Source organism: Bacillus cereus, from assembly GCF_002561295.1.
Lineage (GTDB): Bacteria > Bacillota > Bacilli > Bacillales > Bacillaceae_G > Bacillus_A > Bacillus_A cereus_S.
Genome location: NZ_NTUG01000011.1, coordinates 99525 through 115677 on the forward strand (window position 1 = coordinate 99525; position 16153 = coordinate 115677).

Sequence of the window (16153 nt, forward strand, 5' to 3'; positions counted from 1 at the left end):
AATTATGGAAGAAAGAAGCGATTTTATGCGTCCGCCTTTAACACGTAACATACAAATTGAAGATTTCAAAGATTATTACTGGCTCAAAACAGAGTTACAGGAATTTTGTCGTGAATATAACTTACCATCAAGCGGCTCTAAGATAGAAATCACTAAGCGCATTGCAACCTTTTTAACTACAGGTGAAATATTAAAAAATAGTCCCTTTAAAAAAAGAAAAACCTTACCTTCCTCTCATGAACCACTTTCTCTACAAACTATTATCACTGAACATCACCGCTGCAATGAAGACGTTCGGGCTTTTTTCAAAGAAGTAATCGGTGCAAAATTCCGCTTTACAGTAGCACTACAAAATTTCTTCAGAGAAAATATTGGAAAGACATACGAGGATGCTGTAACGTTTTGGTATGAAGAACAAAAAAGAAAACAAGATCCTTCATATGAAACAAATATTGGTGCTCAATTTGAATACAATCGCTTTACACGTGCCTTTTTCCAAGACCCATGTAACAAAGGAAAAACAAAGGCCGATGCTATATCTGCTTGGAATGAAATAAAATCAACACCTGGAAATAATGTCTATAAACCGAGAAAAGTAGAGAACTAGATTGTTTTTAGTTCTCTACTTTCTCAAATAATAGCGCACTCCCAATTCCCCCACCAATACCTAGCGTTGCAATGACATACTTAGCTTCCCCTCTTTGTACTTGGTAAAATAACCGAGTAACAAGCATTGCTCCAGACGCACCATAAGGATGACCAAGAGCGATCGCTCCGCCATTCACATTTAATTTATCATATGGAATTTGCAATTCTTTTGCACAAGCAACAATCTTAGCAGCAAAGGCTTCATTCATTTCAATATAATCAACATCGTCTATTGATATGTTCTGATTTTGTAATAACTTTTGCACAGCAAATATAGGTCCGCTACCCGGTAAAAGGGGATCTACACCAACAGTAGCACTACTCACGAACCGAAGAATCGGCTTATAACCAAGTGCATGAGCTTTCCCTTCCTCCATTACAAGTACAGCGCATGCCCCATCATTTACACCACATGAGTTCCCTGCTGTCACTGTTCCTCCTTGTAAAAAAACTGGCCTTGTTCTCTTTATAATCCGTTCATAATTCATTCCATACTTTATTGTTTCATCTTCCACTACATTCGAAGAAATTGGAATCATTTCTTCTTGTAAATATCCTTTTTCAAGTGCTTCCAATGTTCTTTTATAGCTGAAACAAGCATATTCATCCTGCATATCCCTTGTAATTTTATAGTGCTCTGCTACATGTTCAGCTGCTATACCCATATCTGGATCTCCAATAAAATCAGGTGAAAACCGGGCCCTCTTCTCAAAATGAGATGTACTTGTACTTTCGACACCACCAGCAATATAACACTTTCCTGCACCACCTTGAATAAGATGACAAGCCATCCGAATTGCTTCTAACCCAGCACCACACTGTCGATCAATCGTTACACCTGGCACTGCAAATGGAAGTCCGGCTTCAAGTGCCGATAGCCGTGCAACATTTCCACCTGGCCCAACAACATTCCCTACTATTACATCGTCTATTTCACGCTCTATTCCTTTACTTAAATGCGCGAGCAAAGGAACTGCCAATTGCTGAACCTCATATCCTTTCAACATTCCATTTTTCTTACCAATCGGCGTTCTCTTTGCCTCTACAATAACAGCCCTATTCATAAACTTTCCCCTGATTCTCAATTAGATTTCTTACTATTTCACGGGCAATTTTCCCACTACTTGTATGTGGAATTTCATCAACAAAGCACCACTCTTTTGGAATTTTAAATGGGGATAGTCGTTGTAAACAAAAACTTTTTAGTTCTTGTCTCGTAGCTTTTCCTTTTACCATAGCAACAGGTTTTTCGCCCCAATACTCATCCTTTATACCAATAACTACAATTTCCTCAACATGAGGATGAGCAGATAATACACTTTCTATCTCCTCCGGAAAAATATTTATACCTCCAAATAAAATCATATTTTTCTCTCTACCCACAATATATAAAAAACCCTCTGTATCCACATAACCTATATCATGTACAGTCATCCAACCATCTTCTGTAACTTGACAAGATAAACCTCCATCCAGTAAATACCCCATAAAAAACTGGTCACTTTTCACATAAACTGTTCCAATTTCATCCTGCTTTAATTCCTTACCTTTTTCATTACATATCCGTATTTGTACGTTATGACATGGCTTTCCAACTGAAGATGCTTTCCTTTCACTTTCTACATCTGTTAACGCTGTGACAAAACTTAATTCTGAAGCACCATAAAATTCATATCTTTTTGCATACGGAAATGCCGCTTTTACTCTCTGTTTGGCTTCAGCCTCCCATTTTGCTCCTGAAGAAATAATTTTTATTTCTTGTTCAATAACACTTTCTCCTTTATATAATGCCTCTAGCATCGTCGGGACAGTATACATCACCGAAATCTTCTCTTGTTTCAATATAGATAACACACGGTTTGGAATGAACTTTTCTACTAAATACACTGTTTGACCTAAGTATAGCGCACTTATCGCCCCGTATAAAAAAAGAGAATGAACCAATGTACCAGCAAGCAAAACAATATCATTATGTTTCATATGGAAATCATGCAAATTGCAATCAAAGCTATGAACCCAAGATTCCTGAGCTCTAAGAAACGCCTTCGCCTTCCCAGTTGATCCAGATGTAAATCCCATATAGAACGAGCATTTTTTTACACTTTCTGAAGAATGGTATATATGTAACTGGTCACCTATCATTTGCTTCCATTCATGAATAAAGAATACCTTTCCTTCTATTAGTGGTATCTCAGCCATCTTATATTGTTCAGTAATTACGATAGATGGATTAGCAAGCTTCAACCTTTCCTTTAGCTCATTATGTTTCCACTTTAAGTCAAGCGGAACACAAACCCACCCTGCCATCGCAGCACCTGCAAAGATTTGTAAAAACTCAATGTGATTCTCTAGTAAAATCGCAACCGTTTTATTTACTGTTTGTTCTTTATTCAGCCAATTTGCAACTCGGCAAACAGATTCGTACCATTCTTTATATGTTAGTATTCTATCCTTTTCTTTTAGCGCTATTTTATCGGGATGTACCTGCGTATGTTTCTTGTAAGATGATGTAATTCCCATTACTATTCATCCTTTCCTTTCAAAATAAAGTGAAACTTGAATTAGTAAAGCTTTAATCTCCCACCTATCTTCTTTCCTTCAGCCGAATTTTGAGGATAGCTACGGGATAACAAAAAGAAACACGCTAATACGTGTTTCTTACATTTTCTAAACTCTCTTACACTCTTTAACTAGCATTTGAAATTTTACCTTTTTTTACAACTGGCGTAATCACATGTTTCAATGAACGATGTAATCTAGGTACAAGAACTGCTGCTATAATCGCTTTTATGAAGTCTCCTGGTAAAAATACAACACTCACTTTCATCGCATGCCATATAGAAATATCCATTATAAACGATTGGACAGTCACGCCAAATATATAAATAACTAGAATTCCACCAATTATATTAATGAAAAACACTTTTATAATAGATACCTGACGTAAGCGTTCTATAAGATACCCTATCACGAATGCTCCAACTACGTATCCAATTAAATAACCTGCACTCGGACTAACAAATACACCTGGGCCACCACGTCCACCAGCTAATAATGGCGCTCCCACTCCAACAACAAATAAGAAAACCATTTGGCTTAATGCCCCAAGACGCGATCCAAGCAATCCTCCTGCAAGCATAACACCAAGAGATTGCAATGTAATCGGAACAGGTGTAACAGAAAGCGCAATCGGTGGTATTAATCCTAACACACCCATAATCGCACTAAATAAAGCAACAAAAACTAAATTCTTTGTATTCATGTTTTTTATTTCTCCTATTGTAAACTATAATGACCTTTAAGATAACATATTACAAATGTATATTACCGTCCACCTCCCCTTTTGTCAACTTCATTTTATTTTAGGTTAACAAATAATTTTACTTACTTCATAAATAAAACAGCTAATCTACATGATTAGCTGTTTTATAGATATTTAGACAAAATAACCACAAATAGAGTTTTTTTATCTCGCAAGTAAAAAAATCAAATTTTAGTTCCCTTTATGCAAATGCTCTAACTCTTTTCGTAATGCTTGTTTCAAAAATTTTCCGACCGATGTTTTGGGGATTTCTTCCATAAACACAATGTCATCTGGTAACCACCATTTTGCAAACTGCGGTCGTAAAAATTCATATAATTCCTCTTTCGTTACAGATTTATTTTGTTTTTGTACAACACAAGCAACAGGCCTCTCCTGCCACTCAGGATGTGGAATCGCGACAACAGCTGCTTCAAACACAGCCTCATGCGCCATTAAAGCATTTTCTAAATCTACCGATGAAATCCATTCGCCCCCACTTTTAATCACATCTTTTGTACGGTCAACAATTTTAACACACCCTTCCTCATCAACCGTAACCACATCACCTGTATATAACCAACCATCACGGAATCCTTCTACCGTTCGTTCATCATTATAATAACTTGAAGCTATCCATGGTGCTCGTAAACAGAGTTCCCCCATCTCAGTTCCATCCCACTTCACTTCGCCATCCGCTCCAACTACTTTCATCTCAACGCCTGGTACAAGATACCCTTGCTTTGATCTGATTTCAAGTTGATCTTCGTAAGATAAATCTGTCTCATAGCTTTTTAATCGTGCAAGTGTTACAAGTGGACTTGTTTCCGTCATACCATATGCATGTACAAACGGAACGTTATGCTTTTGTTCAAATGCAGCTATCACACTTTTCGGTGCCGCAGCACCTCCGCATAAAATCCTCTTCATACTTGATAAATCATATCTATTATTTTCTAATTCTTGTAGAACACCAAGCCAAATCGTTGGCACTCCAGCAGCCAATGTCACTTTTTCATTTTGGATCATTTCAAGTAAGATTTTCGGTGTAAACATCGGACCAGGCAACACTTGTTTCGATCCAAACCATGTTGCTGCAAAAGGCAATCCCCAAGCATTCACATGAAACATTGGAACAATCGCCATTGCCGCATCACTTTCAGATAATGCTGCTGTATCCGCAAGCCCTAAAGCCATACAATGGAGCACTGTACTACGATGCGTATATACAACACCTTTCGGATTACCTGTTGTCGCTGACGTATAACACATTCCAGCTGGTGTGTTTTCATCTATATCTTTTAAAAATGGAAAATCTGGATCCCCTTCCTCAAGAAGTTTCTCATAGTGATAAACAGGCTCTAGAGAAGTTTCTGGAAGTTCTTGTTTATCAGTCATAATGATATATGCTTGTACTGTTGTTAGTTCATCTTGAATTTTTTCAACAAGGGGTACAAGATCTTCATCAACGAGTAAAATACGGTCTTCTGCATGTCCAATAATATAGGAGATATGCTGTGCAGATAAACGAATATTAATCGTATGTAATACAGAGCCAATGCTCGGGATTGCGAAGTATGCTTCCACATGACGATGATGATTCCAAGCTAAAGTTCCAACTCGTTCTCCCTCTTTTATTCCTAATTTTTTTAATGCGCTAGAAAGTCTTCTTGTTCTCTCTCCTAATTGCTTATACGTTAAAGTTGTGATGGTATCATGTGTACGTGAAACGATTTCTTTCTTCGGAAACAGCTTTTCTGCCCTTTCTATCATAGAACTAATTGTTAGTGGTACATTCATCATCATATTTATCCCAACCTCCCGTTAAAACGCTTTCATTTTTAAGTATTATACCAAATTTCTACAAGGAAAACCGTTATTTTTCTGTATTTTCTCAATTATTTCCACAGAAATAATTTTCTAATTGATTTATAGTAACCTTCTTATTCCACTTCTCTTGATGTTGTATCTTTTTCTATGGCTATATTCCTTTCATTGGCTTTTTTCCAAATCATATATCCGATGCTTATTATTAATAGAAACGGAATCCCTGTCAACAACGTAGTTTTAAACATATCCGTAAACCATGTTGTGATAATAATGGCTAACATTAATACCATGCCCAGTAGGGTTAAATACGGGTATCCCCACATACGTACTGGCAACTTCCTTCCCCCAGCCTTGTCCCACTTTTTTCTAAAATATAAATGAGTAACAAAAATCATCATCCATGTAAACATAGCACCAAACATAGAGATTCCCATCATTAGCATGAATGCTTGATTAGGAGAAACAATCGTAACGATCGTCGCTAATGCAATTCCAATTGTAGATAAAAACAAAGCTGAAACTGGAACTCCTTTCTTACTGAGTGTTCCAAAACGCTTTGGCGCATACCCAGCCCTTGATAATGAAAACATCATGCGTGTTGTAATATATAATTGGCTATTCATCGCCGATAATGCTGCAATTAATACGACAAAATTCATAATACCAGAAGCACCTGTAATATGAAGCAACTCCATTACTTTAACAAATGGACTTTTATCCACACCAGCAGCTTGCCAAGGAACAATCATTAACATGAGTGCTAGTGTACATAAATAAAAGATAATCAAGCGATAAATTGTTGAACGAAGAGCCTTTGGAACTGCTTTTTCTGGATCTTGCGCCTCTCCTGCTGTAACAGCAATCATCTCAATACTCAAATAGCTAAATATGGCAACACAAACAGCAACCCACATACCCCACCAACCATTTGGAAAAAAGCCTCCATCATTTATGTAATTTTGTACACCCATTTCAGGATTAGCATTTGTGCCAAATACGACATAAGCCCCTAGTAAAATAAAGCCTAGAATAGCGACGATTTTAATCATCGAAAACCAATATTCAATCGTCCCAAATAAATTGACACTAGTAGCATTTACCAAAATCAGTAGGCTTGAAAAAAGAATGACCCAAATCCACCCTGGTGCAGTTGGGAACCAGTATTTCATATAGACAGAAACCGCAGTTACCTCTGTTCCTACAGCTGCTACAATACTTGCCCAATAGGCATAGCGAACTGTAAAGCCAGCCCACTGTCCAATATAATGCTCTGCATAGGCACCAAATGATCCCGATGTTGGATGTGCTACTGTCATTTCAGCTAAACACCCCATCAATAAAAAAGCGATAACCGCGCCTATTCCATAGCTAAGTAGAACACTTGGACCTGCTAACCCAATTGCCATACCACTTCCTAAAAATAAACCTGTCCCAATCGCCCCACCAATCGCAATCATCGACAATTGCCTAGTAGATAGTCTCCGTTGTAACCCTTTCTCTCTTTCTATAATGTTTTGAAACTCTCCCTCTCTCTTCTCCATATTCTCCCTCACTTCTATTATTTTGTATAAATTTATAACAGTATAAAAAATAAATTGACTACTTGTCAATTTATTAAACAGAAAATTCAATCTATTTAACGAAAAATAAACAGAGGAGAATAACCTCTTCAGATTACTCTCCTCTGCTCATCTCACTATACATATCACGTGTAATAAAGTATCGCTTCGTATCACGATACATCCCCTTTACAATCAAATCGTCCTTAATCGTTTGATCATATTTCATCCCTAATCGTTTCATCACCTTCTCAGATTGTCTATTTCTTGTATGACAACCTGCTTCAATACGATTGAAATGTAACTCTGTAAAACCATATTCTAAAAACGCCTGCGCAGCCTCTGTCGCCAGCCCTCTTCCCCAATATTTTCGCGATAACGCATAAGCTAGCTCCGCTTTATGTTCTTTTGGATCATAAGTAATAAATCCACACGTTCCTATCAGTTTCTTCTCCATTTGTAATTCCATCCCAAAAGCAGCAAATTCTCCTTGTGCGTATTGATTTAAAATTGAATTCACAAACAGTTTCGTATCATCTAATGTTGTATGGGGATTCCATACCGTATACGTTGTCATTTCTTTATCTGAAGCATATTCATATATATCGAAAATATCGCTTATATTAATTCCTCTTAATATAAGACGATTCGTATACAACATTGGATATTTGCCTCTTCCATTTATCATAATGGTTTCTGCTTAAATTTTTGATAATTTCGCACTTTCAATAGAAGTACATTTCCACAATCTGTACAAATATAGGCATCTACTGGAGAAGATGTAAACATCGTCTCTTTTTTTCTTATTTGTGCATATCCAACAAACTCGCCTTCTCCAATATCATTAGAGCCACAATAAGAGCATGTATGTACCTCTTTCTTTTTCATGAGAGCACCCACCTTTAATCTGTTTCTACTCCCTTCGACAGTAATCTTCCATTTTCCTTCCATGAAAAAACGCCTCTTTCTCCTAAATTACGAAAGGAAAAGTGGCTTAAAGGTCGTATTTCATACAGTATAAATACATATATTCCGATGTGGAGGTAAAGCGTTGAATCCCACTATAACAATCTCTATGACCAAAATGATCGAACAAGCAGAAATAGACATGTTATCCGATAGACTAAGCACGTTACAAAAAATAAAAGGAAATCCTATGCAAATAAATATGAAACGCTTTGAAAATGCAACTGCGTTTTCATCAAAAGTTATCTCAGGACCTGCTTTCAACACAGTGAAAGGAATTACCTTTACTACTAAAAAGGAATTAGATGAAATCATTTCTTACTATTATACATTACAAATCCCTTGCCGCTTTGAAATTACACCTGCTCACGCAAGCCCTGAATTATTTCAGTATTTACACGAAAAAGGATTTTATCAGTCTGGTTTTCATACCGCTTTATATGGCCTACCAAAACCTTATACAGCTCCTTATTCTCAAAAGATTTCAATTCGAGAACTGGAAGAACATGAGTTTCATATTTTCGCTGATATATATGTACAGGGGTTTCGAATGCCTCCATTTACTAAAGAGGGAGTACGCCAAAATAACCAAATTCTTTTCGGCAAACCAGGATGGCACTTTTATGTAGCAATGATTGAAAACACCCCTGCTAGCATAGGAGTACTCTATATGAATCAAGGGATAGCTTCACTAGCTGCCTCTGCCACTTTACCAACCTTCCAAAGAAGAGGTTGCCATACTTTATTAATTCAACAACGTATACAAACCGCCTTTACATCACAATGCCAATTACTTGTGGGTCAAGCTCTTTTTGGAAGTACAAGTCAAAATAATATGGAACGATGCGGGATGAATGTCGCTTATACAAAATCGATTTGGACTCATAAAAATGATTAAAGATGCGGTAAGTACATATTCATCCCGCATTAGCGAGCAGTAATACCCCCGCCTCAAAATTCAGCGAGAGCAAAGAGGTTAGGTGGGAAATCAACTGCCCGTAAAAGCCCGATTGGTGAAGTAAAAGGTTAAGTAAAAGAAGTTGTCGGAAAAATAACTGACAATAAAAAATTACAAGTTGAGGGCAAATGGGATAAAATAAAAGGCACTGTGAAAACTACTATAAGTAATGTAAAAGAGAAAGTACATCAACATAAAGAGCATAAATAAAAGGGCTTATGTAAGGGCCCTTTTTATTTACCATCTTGCTTTTCTAGTACATATAAGTCCTCTTCTATATTCGACAATTTATCTGTAACTAATTTTCTAGCATCCGTAATTGCTTGATTATATGCATATGGACCAATTAATTTTATCATTTCTTCTATTAAACGTTCCGCTTGAAAACGTCCGATCGTATCGAAGTCTTCTTCTTCAAAAAACTGCTGGATTTGTTCTACAAGCTCTTCTTTCTTCTCATTTGGTATTTTTACATGTATCATAAGTTATTCTCTCCTCTATGTTTAAGATAATACTTTCCTTAACTCTATCATAGAAAAACGTATTCCTGGACAAGTTTTTGTAACACCTTCTAACTCACAATGTCCTAATATATTTTGTTCACATAGAAAGAATTGCTCCATAAACGCCCTGCATAATGATTGCAAAGAACCTACTTGTACAAAAGTCGGATCATACTTATCAAAGTTACCTGACATACAAATTCCTATTGTTTCACAATTGTATCCCTTTGCATGTGCCCCGATATGTAAACCTCTCCCTTCAAACACAGTCCCATCTTCTTCAATAAAGTAATTATAACCAATACCGCTCCATCCTCGTACCTTTTGATGAAACTCATGTGTTTTATACACATCCCATCCATCTTCAGCAGTGTGATGAATAATGATTTTCGTTACACTTTGTAGTGGTTGCAATTCATCACGAAAAGAAAGTTTAGGTTTTTGAATGTTCATTCCTATCTTCCCCTTTACAATTGAATCATAATAGCAGTTTTATCATCTGGGCGAATTCTTTTCTTTTCTTCTAACTCTTCAATTACTGAAACATAAGCATCTATACCTTGATTTGTAATATATTGTACCGTTGTTTCGAGTGGCCAATCAGCATGAAATAATCCATCAGAACAAATGAATATATCTTTTACTTCTCCTCGCGACAACACTCCTTGTTGAATCCATTCAATTGCTTCTGGCATTCCATTTGCAACAGAATATCCTCCAGGTATATTTGCAAGATAGCGATTATATTTTAATTGTTCACGCACATCCTCAAAAACAGATTCTTCCGGTACCGGCAATCCTTTTTTTCGATCCTCTTCACGTTTTTTCTTTGCTCGACTACTAATTCCTTTTACAGTGTCCCTCGTCAATACCCGCACTGTTCCATCATGAAGCGTAGCAACAATCATACAATCCCCAAGCTGTGCATATTGAATTCTTTCATTTGTAATCACAATCACTGCCATACATGTACACCATAGATGTTCTTTTTTTGTCGTGTCAATCTTATAGACGCCCATCTTTTTTTGTAACGCTTCGTTTGCTTTTTCAATTTCTTCTTGTAAACTTCTCAATTCTTTTAACGATGTAAAACGGCTTGCAAATAAGTTTGAGGCAAGGTATGCTCCATTATGTCCCTTCTCATCTTGAAATGACATGAGCGGTGTTGCCCCATCACACACACCATATACCATCACATCTTCGTTACAAAAAAAGGTATCCTCGCACTCCTGTTTCAAAGGACTTTTCTGTTGATACGTTTTAATTTCCATATCTTCACACCTCTTTAATAAAGTCTGGAAAATAATTAGTTTTTTTAAATTAGTCTAACTTTCCGAAATAAACTGTTTTTACCCAAAACTTTCAATTTCATATATAATCTTGAAATAATATGATTTTTTAGTGAAGGACGGGAAAAAGATGATGAGATTTCTTGGAGTTATTATTGGTTCTATCATTATTGCAGTCGCCTTTAATCTTTTCCTTATCCCCCACAAGATTTTAAGTAGTGGAATTGGCGGAATTGCTATTATCTTAGGAATTGTAACTCCTGTAAACACAGGAATTATTAACTTCGTATTAAACTTACCCATTCTTATTTTAGGGTACATAGGTCTTGGAAAAAAAGTAATTTTTAATACAGTTGTATCTGTTATCGTATTATCTGCGGCATTATACTGGATTCCAGTACAAATCGTCGCTACAGATCCACTTCTTTCATCTGTATTTGGAGGCGTAATTGCTGGAGCTGGGATTGGCCTTGTCTTTAATTGTCACGGTTCAACTGGTGGATTTGATATTATCGGCATGCTGTTATCCCGAAAAAGAGATATTAAGCTCGGCGGCTTCCTCATCGCTTTAAATACAGTCGTGGTTGTCATTGCTGGATTTTTCTTTGACTGGGATGTAGCATTAACGAGCTTACTTTCAATCTATGTAACAGGCAAAGTAATTGATGCTATTCATACGAAACATCGTAAAGTTACACTTATGATTGTAACAAATCAAGCTGAAGAAATGAAAAAGAAATTACTTTCAACATTTGTACGTGGAATTACTCTTCTTGATGGTGAAGGTGCGTATTCAAACGAAAAAAAGTGTGTACTTATGACCGTTGTTTCGCGCGAAGAACTAGCTACTATGAAACTAACGATTTCTGAAATAGATCCCCAAGCATTCGTTAATATCACTGAAACTGTCGAAGTGTTAGGGTTATTCAGAAAAGCTTAAAAACTAGGTGGAAATCCACCTAGTTTTTTATTTATCCCGCATTAACGGGCAGTAATACTCCGGCCTCAAGATTCAGAGAGAAGCGAGGTCCAGCTCTATCGGCTAGAATCTCCGGTCGTTTCACCCCTTCGGACGAGGCAAAAAACGCCTCTCTGTCAGGGGCTCCAACGTCCTGCGATTCCGCTTTTCTAAAGAAGATAGGTGGGAGATAAACTGCCNNCTGCCCGTAAAAGCCCGATTCGTTCAACTAATAATCATTGGGGGATGAAGAAAACCCCAATGATTAAAGTTTCACTTTATTCTCCATAAATTCTAGTCGATTCCCAAAAGGATCGAAAACATAAAATCTACTTACATCTGGACGAGCATGATCATCTATGACTTGAATCCCTTGCTCAATTAATCCTTGCTTAAACTCATCAATTCTATGAACATAAAAAGCTGGATGCGCTTTTTTAGCTGGAGAAAAAGGTTTTTCAACCCCTATATGAATTTCTTGATTTCCACACCGGAACCAACAACCACCACGCTTTCTTAATTCTTCAGGTTTCGGAATTTCTTCCAAACCTATTTTATGTCCATAAAAAGCTCTCGCCTCTTCTTCACACCCTGCAGGTGCTGCTACTTGTACATGATCAATCCCTTGAATATACGTAGTCATATTCCTCTCCCCCTTTATATTTTCATTTTATTGTATATAGCTAAAAAAATAACTTATATAAGTTTTATAAAACTCTATAAGATTTACTTAACAGCCATACACATATTTTTTTATAATAAATAAAGAGAGATTTTAATATCCTACCAAAAAGAACGAAAATATATGCTATTCTGTAACTTCGTTTTTTTATAGAAATATATGCAGTTTTTCATATATTATGTTTATAATAGGTTATTAAATCTGTTTCACATGCTAGTTGTATGGAGGAAAAATTATGAATCGGAAAAAGTTCTCATCCATTCAAAAAAATCGTCGGTCAGTTATACCCCGCCGTTTACAAAAACATATACAAAATTGTTCTTTCACAGAAATGTATGCATCCCTTTTTAAACATAACCCTGATAGTATTATTTCATTGAACTTACATGGTAGCATATTACATATTAATCCCTCTGCAGAAAAAATATTGGGATATACTTCACAAGAGTTAGAAGGGAAAATCATTACTTCTATAACAGAAGCTCACATTTCTGATCAAATATTGCAATATATAAAAAATACTACAGCTGATAGCCAAGAAGAATATATCCTTTCTATTCGGCATAAAGAAGGATATCAAATCGATGTGGTCACAAAATTAGTTCCCATTTTTGTTCAAAATCACCTCACAGGTGTACATGCAATTATGAAGCCGATCGAAAAATCAGAAAGCATCGAAAAAATATTAAAAGAGAGCGAAAAACGATTGCGTACATTAATGAACTCTATGCCCGCCTTTGTCATCTTTAAAGATCATGAAGGTCGTTGGCTTGAAGCAAATGATTATGCCCTTTCTTGTTTTGATTTTCATGATGTTCCCTATCATGGAAAAAAAGATAGAGAACTCATTCAATATAACGAGGCATATCGAGATGCATTTCTACATTGTGAAGAGGTAGATGAACTCGCATGGCAAAATCGCCAAGTTATTCAAGGGGAAGAATTTATTATACATAGAAATACATCTAATCTTATATTAGATATTTCAAAAGTCCCCCTTTTCCATTCTGATGGTTCAAGAAAAGGACTCATTGTTATGGGAAGAGATGTTACAGAATTAAAAGAAACAGAAAAATTATTGCGCAGATCTGAAAAACTAGCAGTAGTCGGACAATTAACAGCAGGAATTGCTCATGAAATAAGAAATCCATTAACTTCTTTAAAAGGATTTTTAACATTATTAAAACCTGACATTACTGAACAAAATAAATGGTATGTAGACGTTATGTTAAGCGAAATTTCACAAATGGAGTCTATTACAAGTCAGTTTATGGCAATGTCTAAACCACAAGTTTTATCCATACATTCTTGCCAAATCAAAAAATTAATTGAAGAAGTTGTAACCTTCATTTTACCGACTGCGATTATGCATAATGTGCATATTATTATGGATCATTCTTCTGTTCTACCTGAAATCCAATGTGATGGTAATCAATTAAAACAAGTCTTTATTAATATTTTTAAAAACGCAATTGAAGCAATGCCAACTGGCGGAAAGATCTTTATTAGAACACAATGGATAGAGGAGCGTTCCGTTTTAATACGTATTATAGATGAAGGCTGTGGTATTCCACAGGATCGTATCTCTCGTTTAGGGGAACCTTTCTATAGCTTAAAGGAAAAAGGAACTGGACTCGGTTTAATGATGTGCTATAAAATTATCGAGGAGCATCAAGGAAAACTAGAAATTACAAGTGAATTGAATACAGGAACAACTGTAGATATTTGCTTACCCATTTTCCCACTCCTAAAAGATAACAAAACACCCAAAGAGTAAATAGGATTTTTCTATTTACTCTTTTTATATGAGTTTACTGCCGGAAATAATTTCGACAAAGGAATCACTCTACCTGTTTCACCTTTAAACACAATGTGATCCCTCGTTAAATGACGTGGACTTTTCACTCCTGCAGCCGCTGCGAGTGCAAACAGACTATATCTCATACTTACAATATAATTCATTACACGCCACTTTTTTTCCTCTGGATCCAATGCTTTTTGATAACGATGATTCGTCGTGGCAACACCTGAAGGACATTGTCCTGAATTACATTGAAGTGCCATAATACAACCACTTGCCATCATAAATCCCCTTGCAGAATTGACCGCATCAGCACCTATTGCTAAAGCAATCGCTACTTTATCAGGCGTTACTAGCTTTCCTGACGCAAAAATCTTTAATTTATCCCGAACACCAAAACGACAAGCTGTATCAACAAACGTAATTAATGCTGGTATAAGAGGCATTCCCATACTGTCCGCCATAGATTTATAGGTTGCACCAGAACCACCTTCCGAGCCATCAATTGTAATAAAATCCGGATACATATTTAACTCTTTCATCGTTTGTAGTAAATCTTCTAGCGCATCTTGTTGTCCAATCACTATTTTCATTCCAACTGGTTTACCACCTTTTTCTTGTAAATCATGAATAAAGCGTAATGCATCTTTCGCATGATGCAAAAAAGCAATGCGATTTGGGGAGTTAATCGTTTGCCCTTCTTTTACTTTCCGAACAGCAGCTATTTTCCAATTCACTTTTTGCCCTTCTAAATGACCGCCACGTATTTTTGCCCCTTGCCCAAATTTCAGCTCAAATGCTTTAATATTCGGTTCTTTAGCCTTATGTATGAATTCTTCCATTGAAAAGTTCCCATCTTCATCACGATATCCAAATAAGCCAGGACCAATTTGGGCAATAATACTTGCACCGGTATGTAAATGCTCTGGAATTACACCACCCTCCCCCGTATTAATCCATGAACCTCCTGCCATTTTCGCCCCATACCCTGTAGATAAAATGTAATTCTCCCCAATTGCCCCATAAGAAGTAGCAGATGCTCCGAACATGCCGTATATTTTCCACGGATATTTGCGGTTCTCTCCAACTACAATTGCATCCTCTTCGTTATACAACCAAAGATTTGTCGTATCCTCAGTTAATTTTTCTCTTCTAGAAAACAATCCTTCCTTTTGAATTACATATTTTTTTGCTTTACGCTCTTCAGAAAGATTTACATGTTGTTCTTCTGTAAGAGTTGGAAAAAGAGTATTCGCGATATAATATCCAGAAGCATCGAAATCTCTTTTCGAACCAAATCCGAGCACTTCAGATCGATATTTCGCTAAAAACATTACACTTTGAAAATCATAACGTGAAAAAGGTTTTCCATCTGTATCATGATCAAACCAATATTGCCGGAATTCAGGTCCTATCTTTTCTAATAAAAAACGCATCCTTCCTAGGTACGGATGAAGTTTTAAGATAGAATGGTGCGTTCGTTTCTTGATAAAAAATGTCACCATAAAAAAGACAATAAAAAGTAATAATAACAATAGTAATATACCAATAATAACGAGTAGCGTTTCATTCAATTTCGCTTCCCCCTATCATAATATTCTCTTATATTATTTGCCTACATAATAAAAGAAGAACACCTTATGAACTGCACCCCAATT

16 protein-coding genes and 1 pseudogene are annotated in these 16153 nt (G+C 36.3%); 5 read left to right on the plus strand and 12 right to left on the minus strand.

Annotated features, from left to right (window positions below; all coding sequences use genetic code 11):
• The first annotated feature begins 25 nt into the window (after positions 1-25).
• Positions 26-607, plus strand: a complete 582-nt coding sequence (locus CN373_RS09980; RefSeq protein ID WP_098359215.1) for a DUF6434 domain-containing protein — start codon at positions 26-28, stop codon at positions 605-607.
• A 7-nt stretch (positions 608-614) separates the two neighbouring features.
• Here CN373_RS09980 and CN373_RS09985 read toward each other — a convergent pair whose 3' ends face one another.
• From CN373_RS09985 to CN373_RS10015, 7 genes are all read right to left on the minus strand, one after another.
• A complete protein-coding gene (locus CN373_RS09985) occupies positions 615-1712 on the minus strand; it encodes an acetyl-CoA C-acyltransferase (protein WP_001078017.1) in 1098 nt (365 codons plus the stop codon).
• Positions 1705-3168, minus strand: a complete 1464-nt coding sequence (locus tag CN373_RS09990) for an acyl-CoA synthetase (protein ID WP_098359216.1) — start codon at positions 3166-3168, stop codon at positions 1705-1707. The genes CN373_RS09985 and CN373_RS09990 overlap by 8 nt, the downstream gene beginning before the upstream one ends.
• A gap of 166 nt (positions 3169-3334) precedes the next feature.
• On the minus strand, positions 3335-3910 hold the full coding sequence (locus CN373_RS09995; protein WP_001093316.1) for a biotin transporter BioY: 576 nt from the start codon (positions 3908-3910) through the stop codon (positions 3335-3337).
• A gap of 231 nt (positions 3911-4141) precedes the next feature.
• The gene (locus CN373_RS10000; RefSeq protein WP_098359217.1) at positions 4142-5755 is read right to left on the minus strand and encodes a long-chain fatty acid--CoA ligase; all 1614 of its coding nucleotides are present in this window, start codon (positions 5753-5755) and stop codon (positions 4142-4144) included.
• Positions 5756-5892: 137 nt separating this feature from the next.
• Positions 5893-7320 (minus strand): amino acid permease, encoded by a 1428-nt coding sequence (locus tag CN373_RS10005; RefSeq protein WP_165770703.1) that lies wholly within the window; start codon positions 7318-7320, stop codon positions 5893-5895.
• A gap of 133 nt (positions 7321-7453) precedes the next feature.
• Positions 7454-8026: a GNAT family N-acetyltransferase gene (locus tag CN373_RS10010; RefSeq protein WP_098359218.1), complete on the minus strand. Its 573-nt coding sequence runs from the start codon at positions 8024-8026 to the stop codon at positions 7454-7456.
• Positions 8023-8226 (minus strand): hypothetical protein, encoded by a 204-nt coding sequence (locus CN373_RS10015; RefSeq protein ID WP_098359233.1) that lies wholly within the window; start codon positions 8224-8226, stop codon positions 8023-8025. Before CN373_RS10015 ends, CN373_RS10010 begins: the two co-directional genes overlap by 4 nt.
• A gap of 187 nt (positions 8227-8413) precedes the next feature.
• Here CN373_RS10015 and CN373_RS10020 point away from each other — a divergent pair, with 187 nt between their 5' ends.
• Together CN373_RS10020 and CN373_RS25840 are read left to right on the plus strand one after the other, a co-directional pair.
• Positions 8414-9202 (plus strand): GNAT family N-acetyltransferase, encoded by a 789-nt coding sequence (locus tag CN373_RS10020; protein ID WP_430794176.1) that lies wholly within the window; start codon positions 8414-8416, stop codon positions 9200-9202.
• Positions 9203-9334: 132 nt separating this feature from the next.
• Positions 9335-9472 (plus strand): annotated as a pseudogene (locus CN373_RS25840) (CsbD family protein); the annotation flags it as partial.
• Positions 9473-9495: 23 nt separating this feature from the next.
• Here CN373_RS25840 and CN373_RS10030 read toward each other — a convergent pair.
• The 3 genes from CN373_RS10030 to CN373_RS10040 are packed head-to-tail and all read right to left on the minus strand — an operon-like array spanning position 9496 to position 11036.
• The gene (locus CN373_RS10030) at positions 9496-9744 is read right to left on the minus strand and encodes a DUF2164 domain-containing protein (protein WP_098359220.1); all 249 of its coding nucleotides are present in this window, start codon (positions 9742-9744) and stop codon (positions 9496-9498) included.
• Positions 9745-9765: 21 nt separating this feature from the next.
• Positions 9766-10218 (minus strand): peptidoglycan recognition protein family protein, encoded by a 453-nt coding sequence (locus CN373_RS10035; RefSeq protein ID WP_098359221.1) that lies wholly within the window; start codon positions 10216-10218, stop codon positions 9766-9768.
• A gap of 14 nt (positions 10219-10232) precedes the next feature.
• Positions 10233-11036: a protein phosphatase 2C domain-containing protein gene (locus CN373_RS10040; protein ID WP_098359222.1), complete on the minus strand. Its 804-nt coding sequence runs from the start codon at positions 11034-11036 to the stop codon at positions 10233-10235.
• 148 nt (positions 11037-11184) lie between these two features.
• Here CN373_RS10040 and CN373_RS10045 point away from each other — a divergent pair, with 148 nt between their 5' ends.
• On the plus strand, positions 11185-11994 hold the full coding sequence (locus CN373_RS10045) for a YitT family protein (RefSeq protein ID WP_098359223.1): 810 nt from the start codon (positions 11185-11187) through the stop codon (positions 11992-11994).
• Positions 11995-12277: 283 nt separating this feature from the next.
• On the opposite strand, the gene CN373_RS10055 is transcribed toward CN373_RS10045, so the two are convergent.
• Positions 12278-12655: a VOC family protein gene (locus CN373_RS10055; RefSeq protein WP_098359224.1), complete on the minus strand. Its 378-nt coding sequence runs from the start codon at positions 12653-12655 to the stop codon at positions 12278-12280.
• A 274-nt stretch (positions 12656-12929) separates the two neighbouring features.
• Here CN373_RS10055 and CN373_RS10060 point away from each other — a divergent pair, with 274 nt between their 5' ends.
• Positions 12930-14471 (plus strand): BA3702 family sensor histidine kinase, encoded by a 1542-nt coding sequence (locus CN373_RS10060; protein ID WP_098359225.1) that lies wholly within the window; start codon positions 12930-12932, stop codon positions 14469-14471.
• Between the two features lie 11 nt (positions 14472-14482).
• Here the strand turns inward: CN373_RS10060 and CN373_RS10065 are convergent, their stop codons facing one another.
• Entirely contained in the window at positions 14483-16069 is a 1587-nt protein-coding gene (locus tag CN373_RS10065) for an FMN-binding glutamate synthase family protein (protein ID WP_098359226.1), read from the minus strand.
• Between the last annotated feature and the right edge of the window lie 84 nt (positions 16070-16153).

Coding starts and splice junctions, on each gene's coding strand:
- CN373_RS09980 (WP_098359215.1), top strand. CDS start 26: ATGCGTCCGCCTTTAACACGTAACATACAAATTGAAGATTTCAAAGAT.
- CN373_RS09985 (WP_001078017.1), bottom strand. CDS start 1,712: ATGAATAGGGCTGTTATTGTAGAGGCAAAGAGAACGCCGATTGGTAAG.
- CN373_RS09990 (WP_098359216.1), bottom strand. CDS start 3,168: ATGGGAATTACATCATCTTACAAGAAACATACGCAGGTACATCCCGAT.
- CN373_RS09995 (WP_001093316.1), bottom strand. CDS start 3,910: ATGAATACAAAGAATTTAGTTTTTGTTGCTTTATTTAGTGCGATTATG.
- CN373_RS10000 (WP_098359217.1), bottom strand. CDS start 5,755: ATGATGATGAATGTACCACTAACAATTAGTTCTATGATAGAAAGGGCA.
- CN373_RS10005 (WP_165770703.1), bottom strand. CDS start 7,320: ATGGAGAAGAGAGAGGGAGAGTTTCAAAACATTATAGAAAGAGAGAAA.
- CN373_RS10010 (WP_098359218.1), bottom strand. CDS start 8,026: ATGATAAATGGAAGAGGCAAATATCCAATGTTGTATACGAATCGTCTT.
- CN373_RS10015 (WP_098359233.1), bottom strand. CDS start 8,226: ATGAAAAAGAAAGAGGTACATACATGCTCTTATTGTGGCTCTAATGAT.
- CN373_RS10020 (WP_430794176.1), top strand. CDS start 8,414: ATGACCAAAATGATCGAACAAGCAGAAATAGACATGTTATCCGATAGA.
- CN373_RS10030 (WP_098359220.1), bottom strand. CDS start 9,744: ATGATACATGTAAAAATACCAAATGAGAAGAAAGAAGAGCTTGTAGAA.
- CN373_RS10035 (WP_098359221.1), bottom strand. CDS start 10,218: ATGAACATTCAAAAACCTAAACTTTCTTTTCGTGATGAATTGCAACCA.
- CN373_RS10040 (WP_098359222.1), bottom strand. CDS start 11,036: ATGGAAATTAAAACGTATCAACAGAAAAGTCCTTTGAAACAGGAGTGC.
- CN373_RS10045 (WP_098359223.1), top strand. CDS start 11,185: ATGATGAGATTTCTTGGAGTTATTATTGGTTCTATCATTATTGCAGTC.
- CN373_RS10055 (WP_098359224.1), bottom strand. CDS start 12,655: ATGACTACGTATATTCAAGGGATTGATCATGTACAAGTAGCAGCACCT.
- CN373_RS10060 (WP_098359225.1), top strand. CDS start 12,930: ATGAATCGGAAAAAGTTCTCATCCATTCAAAAAAATCGTCGGTCAGTT.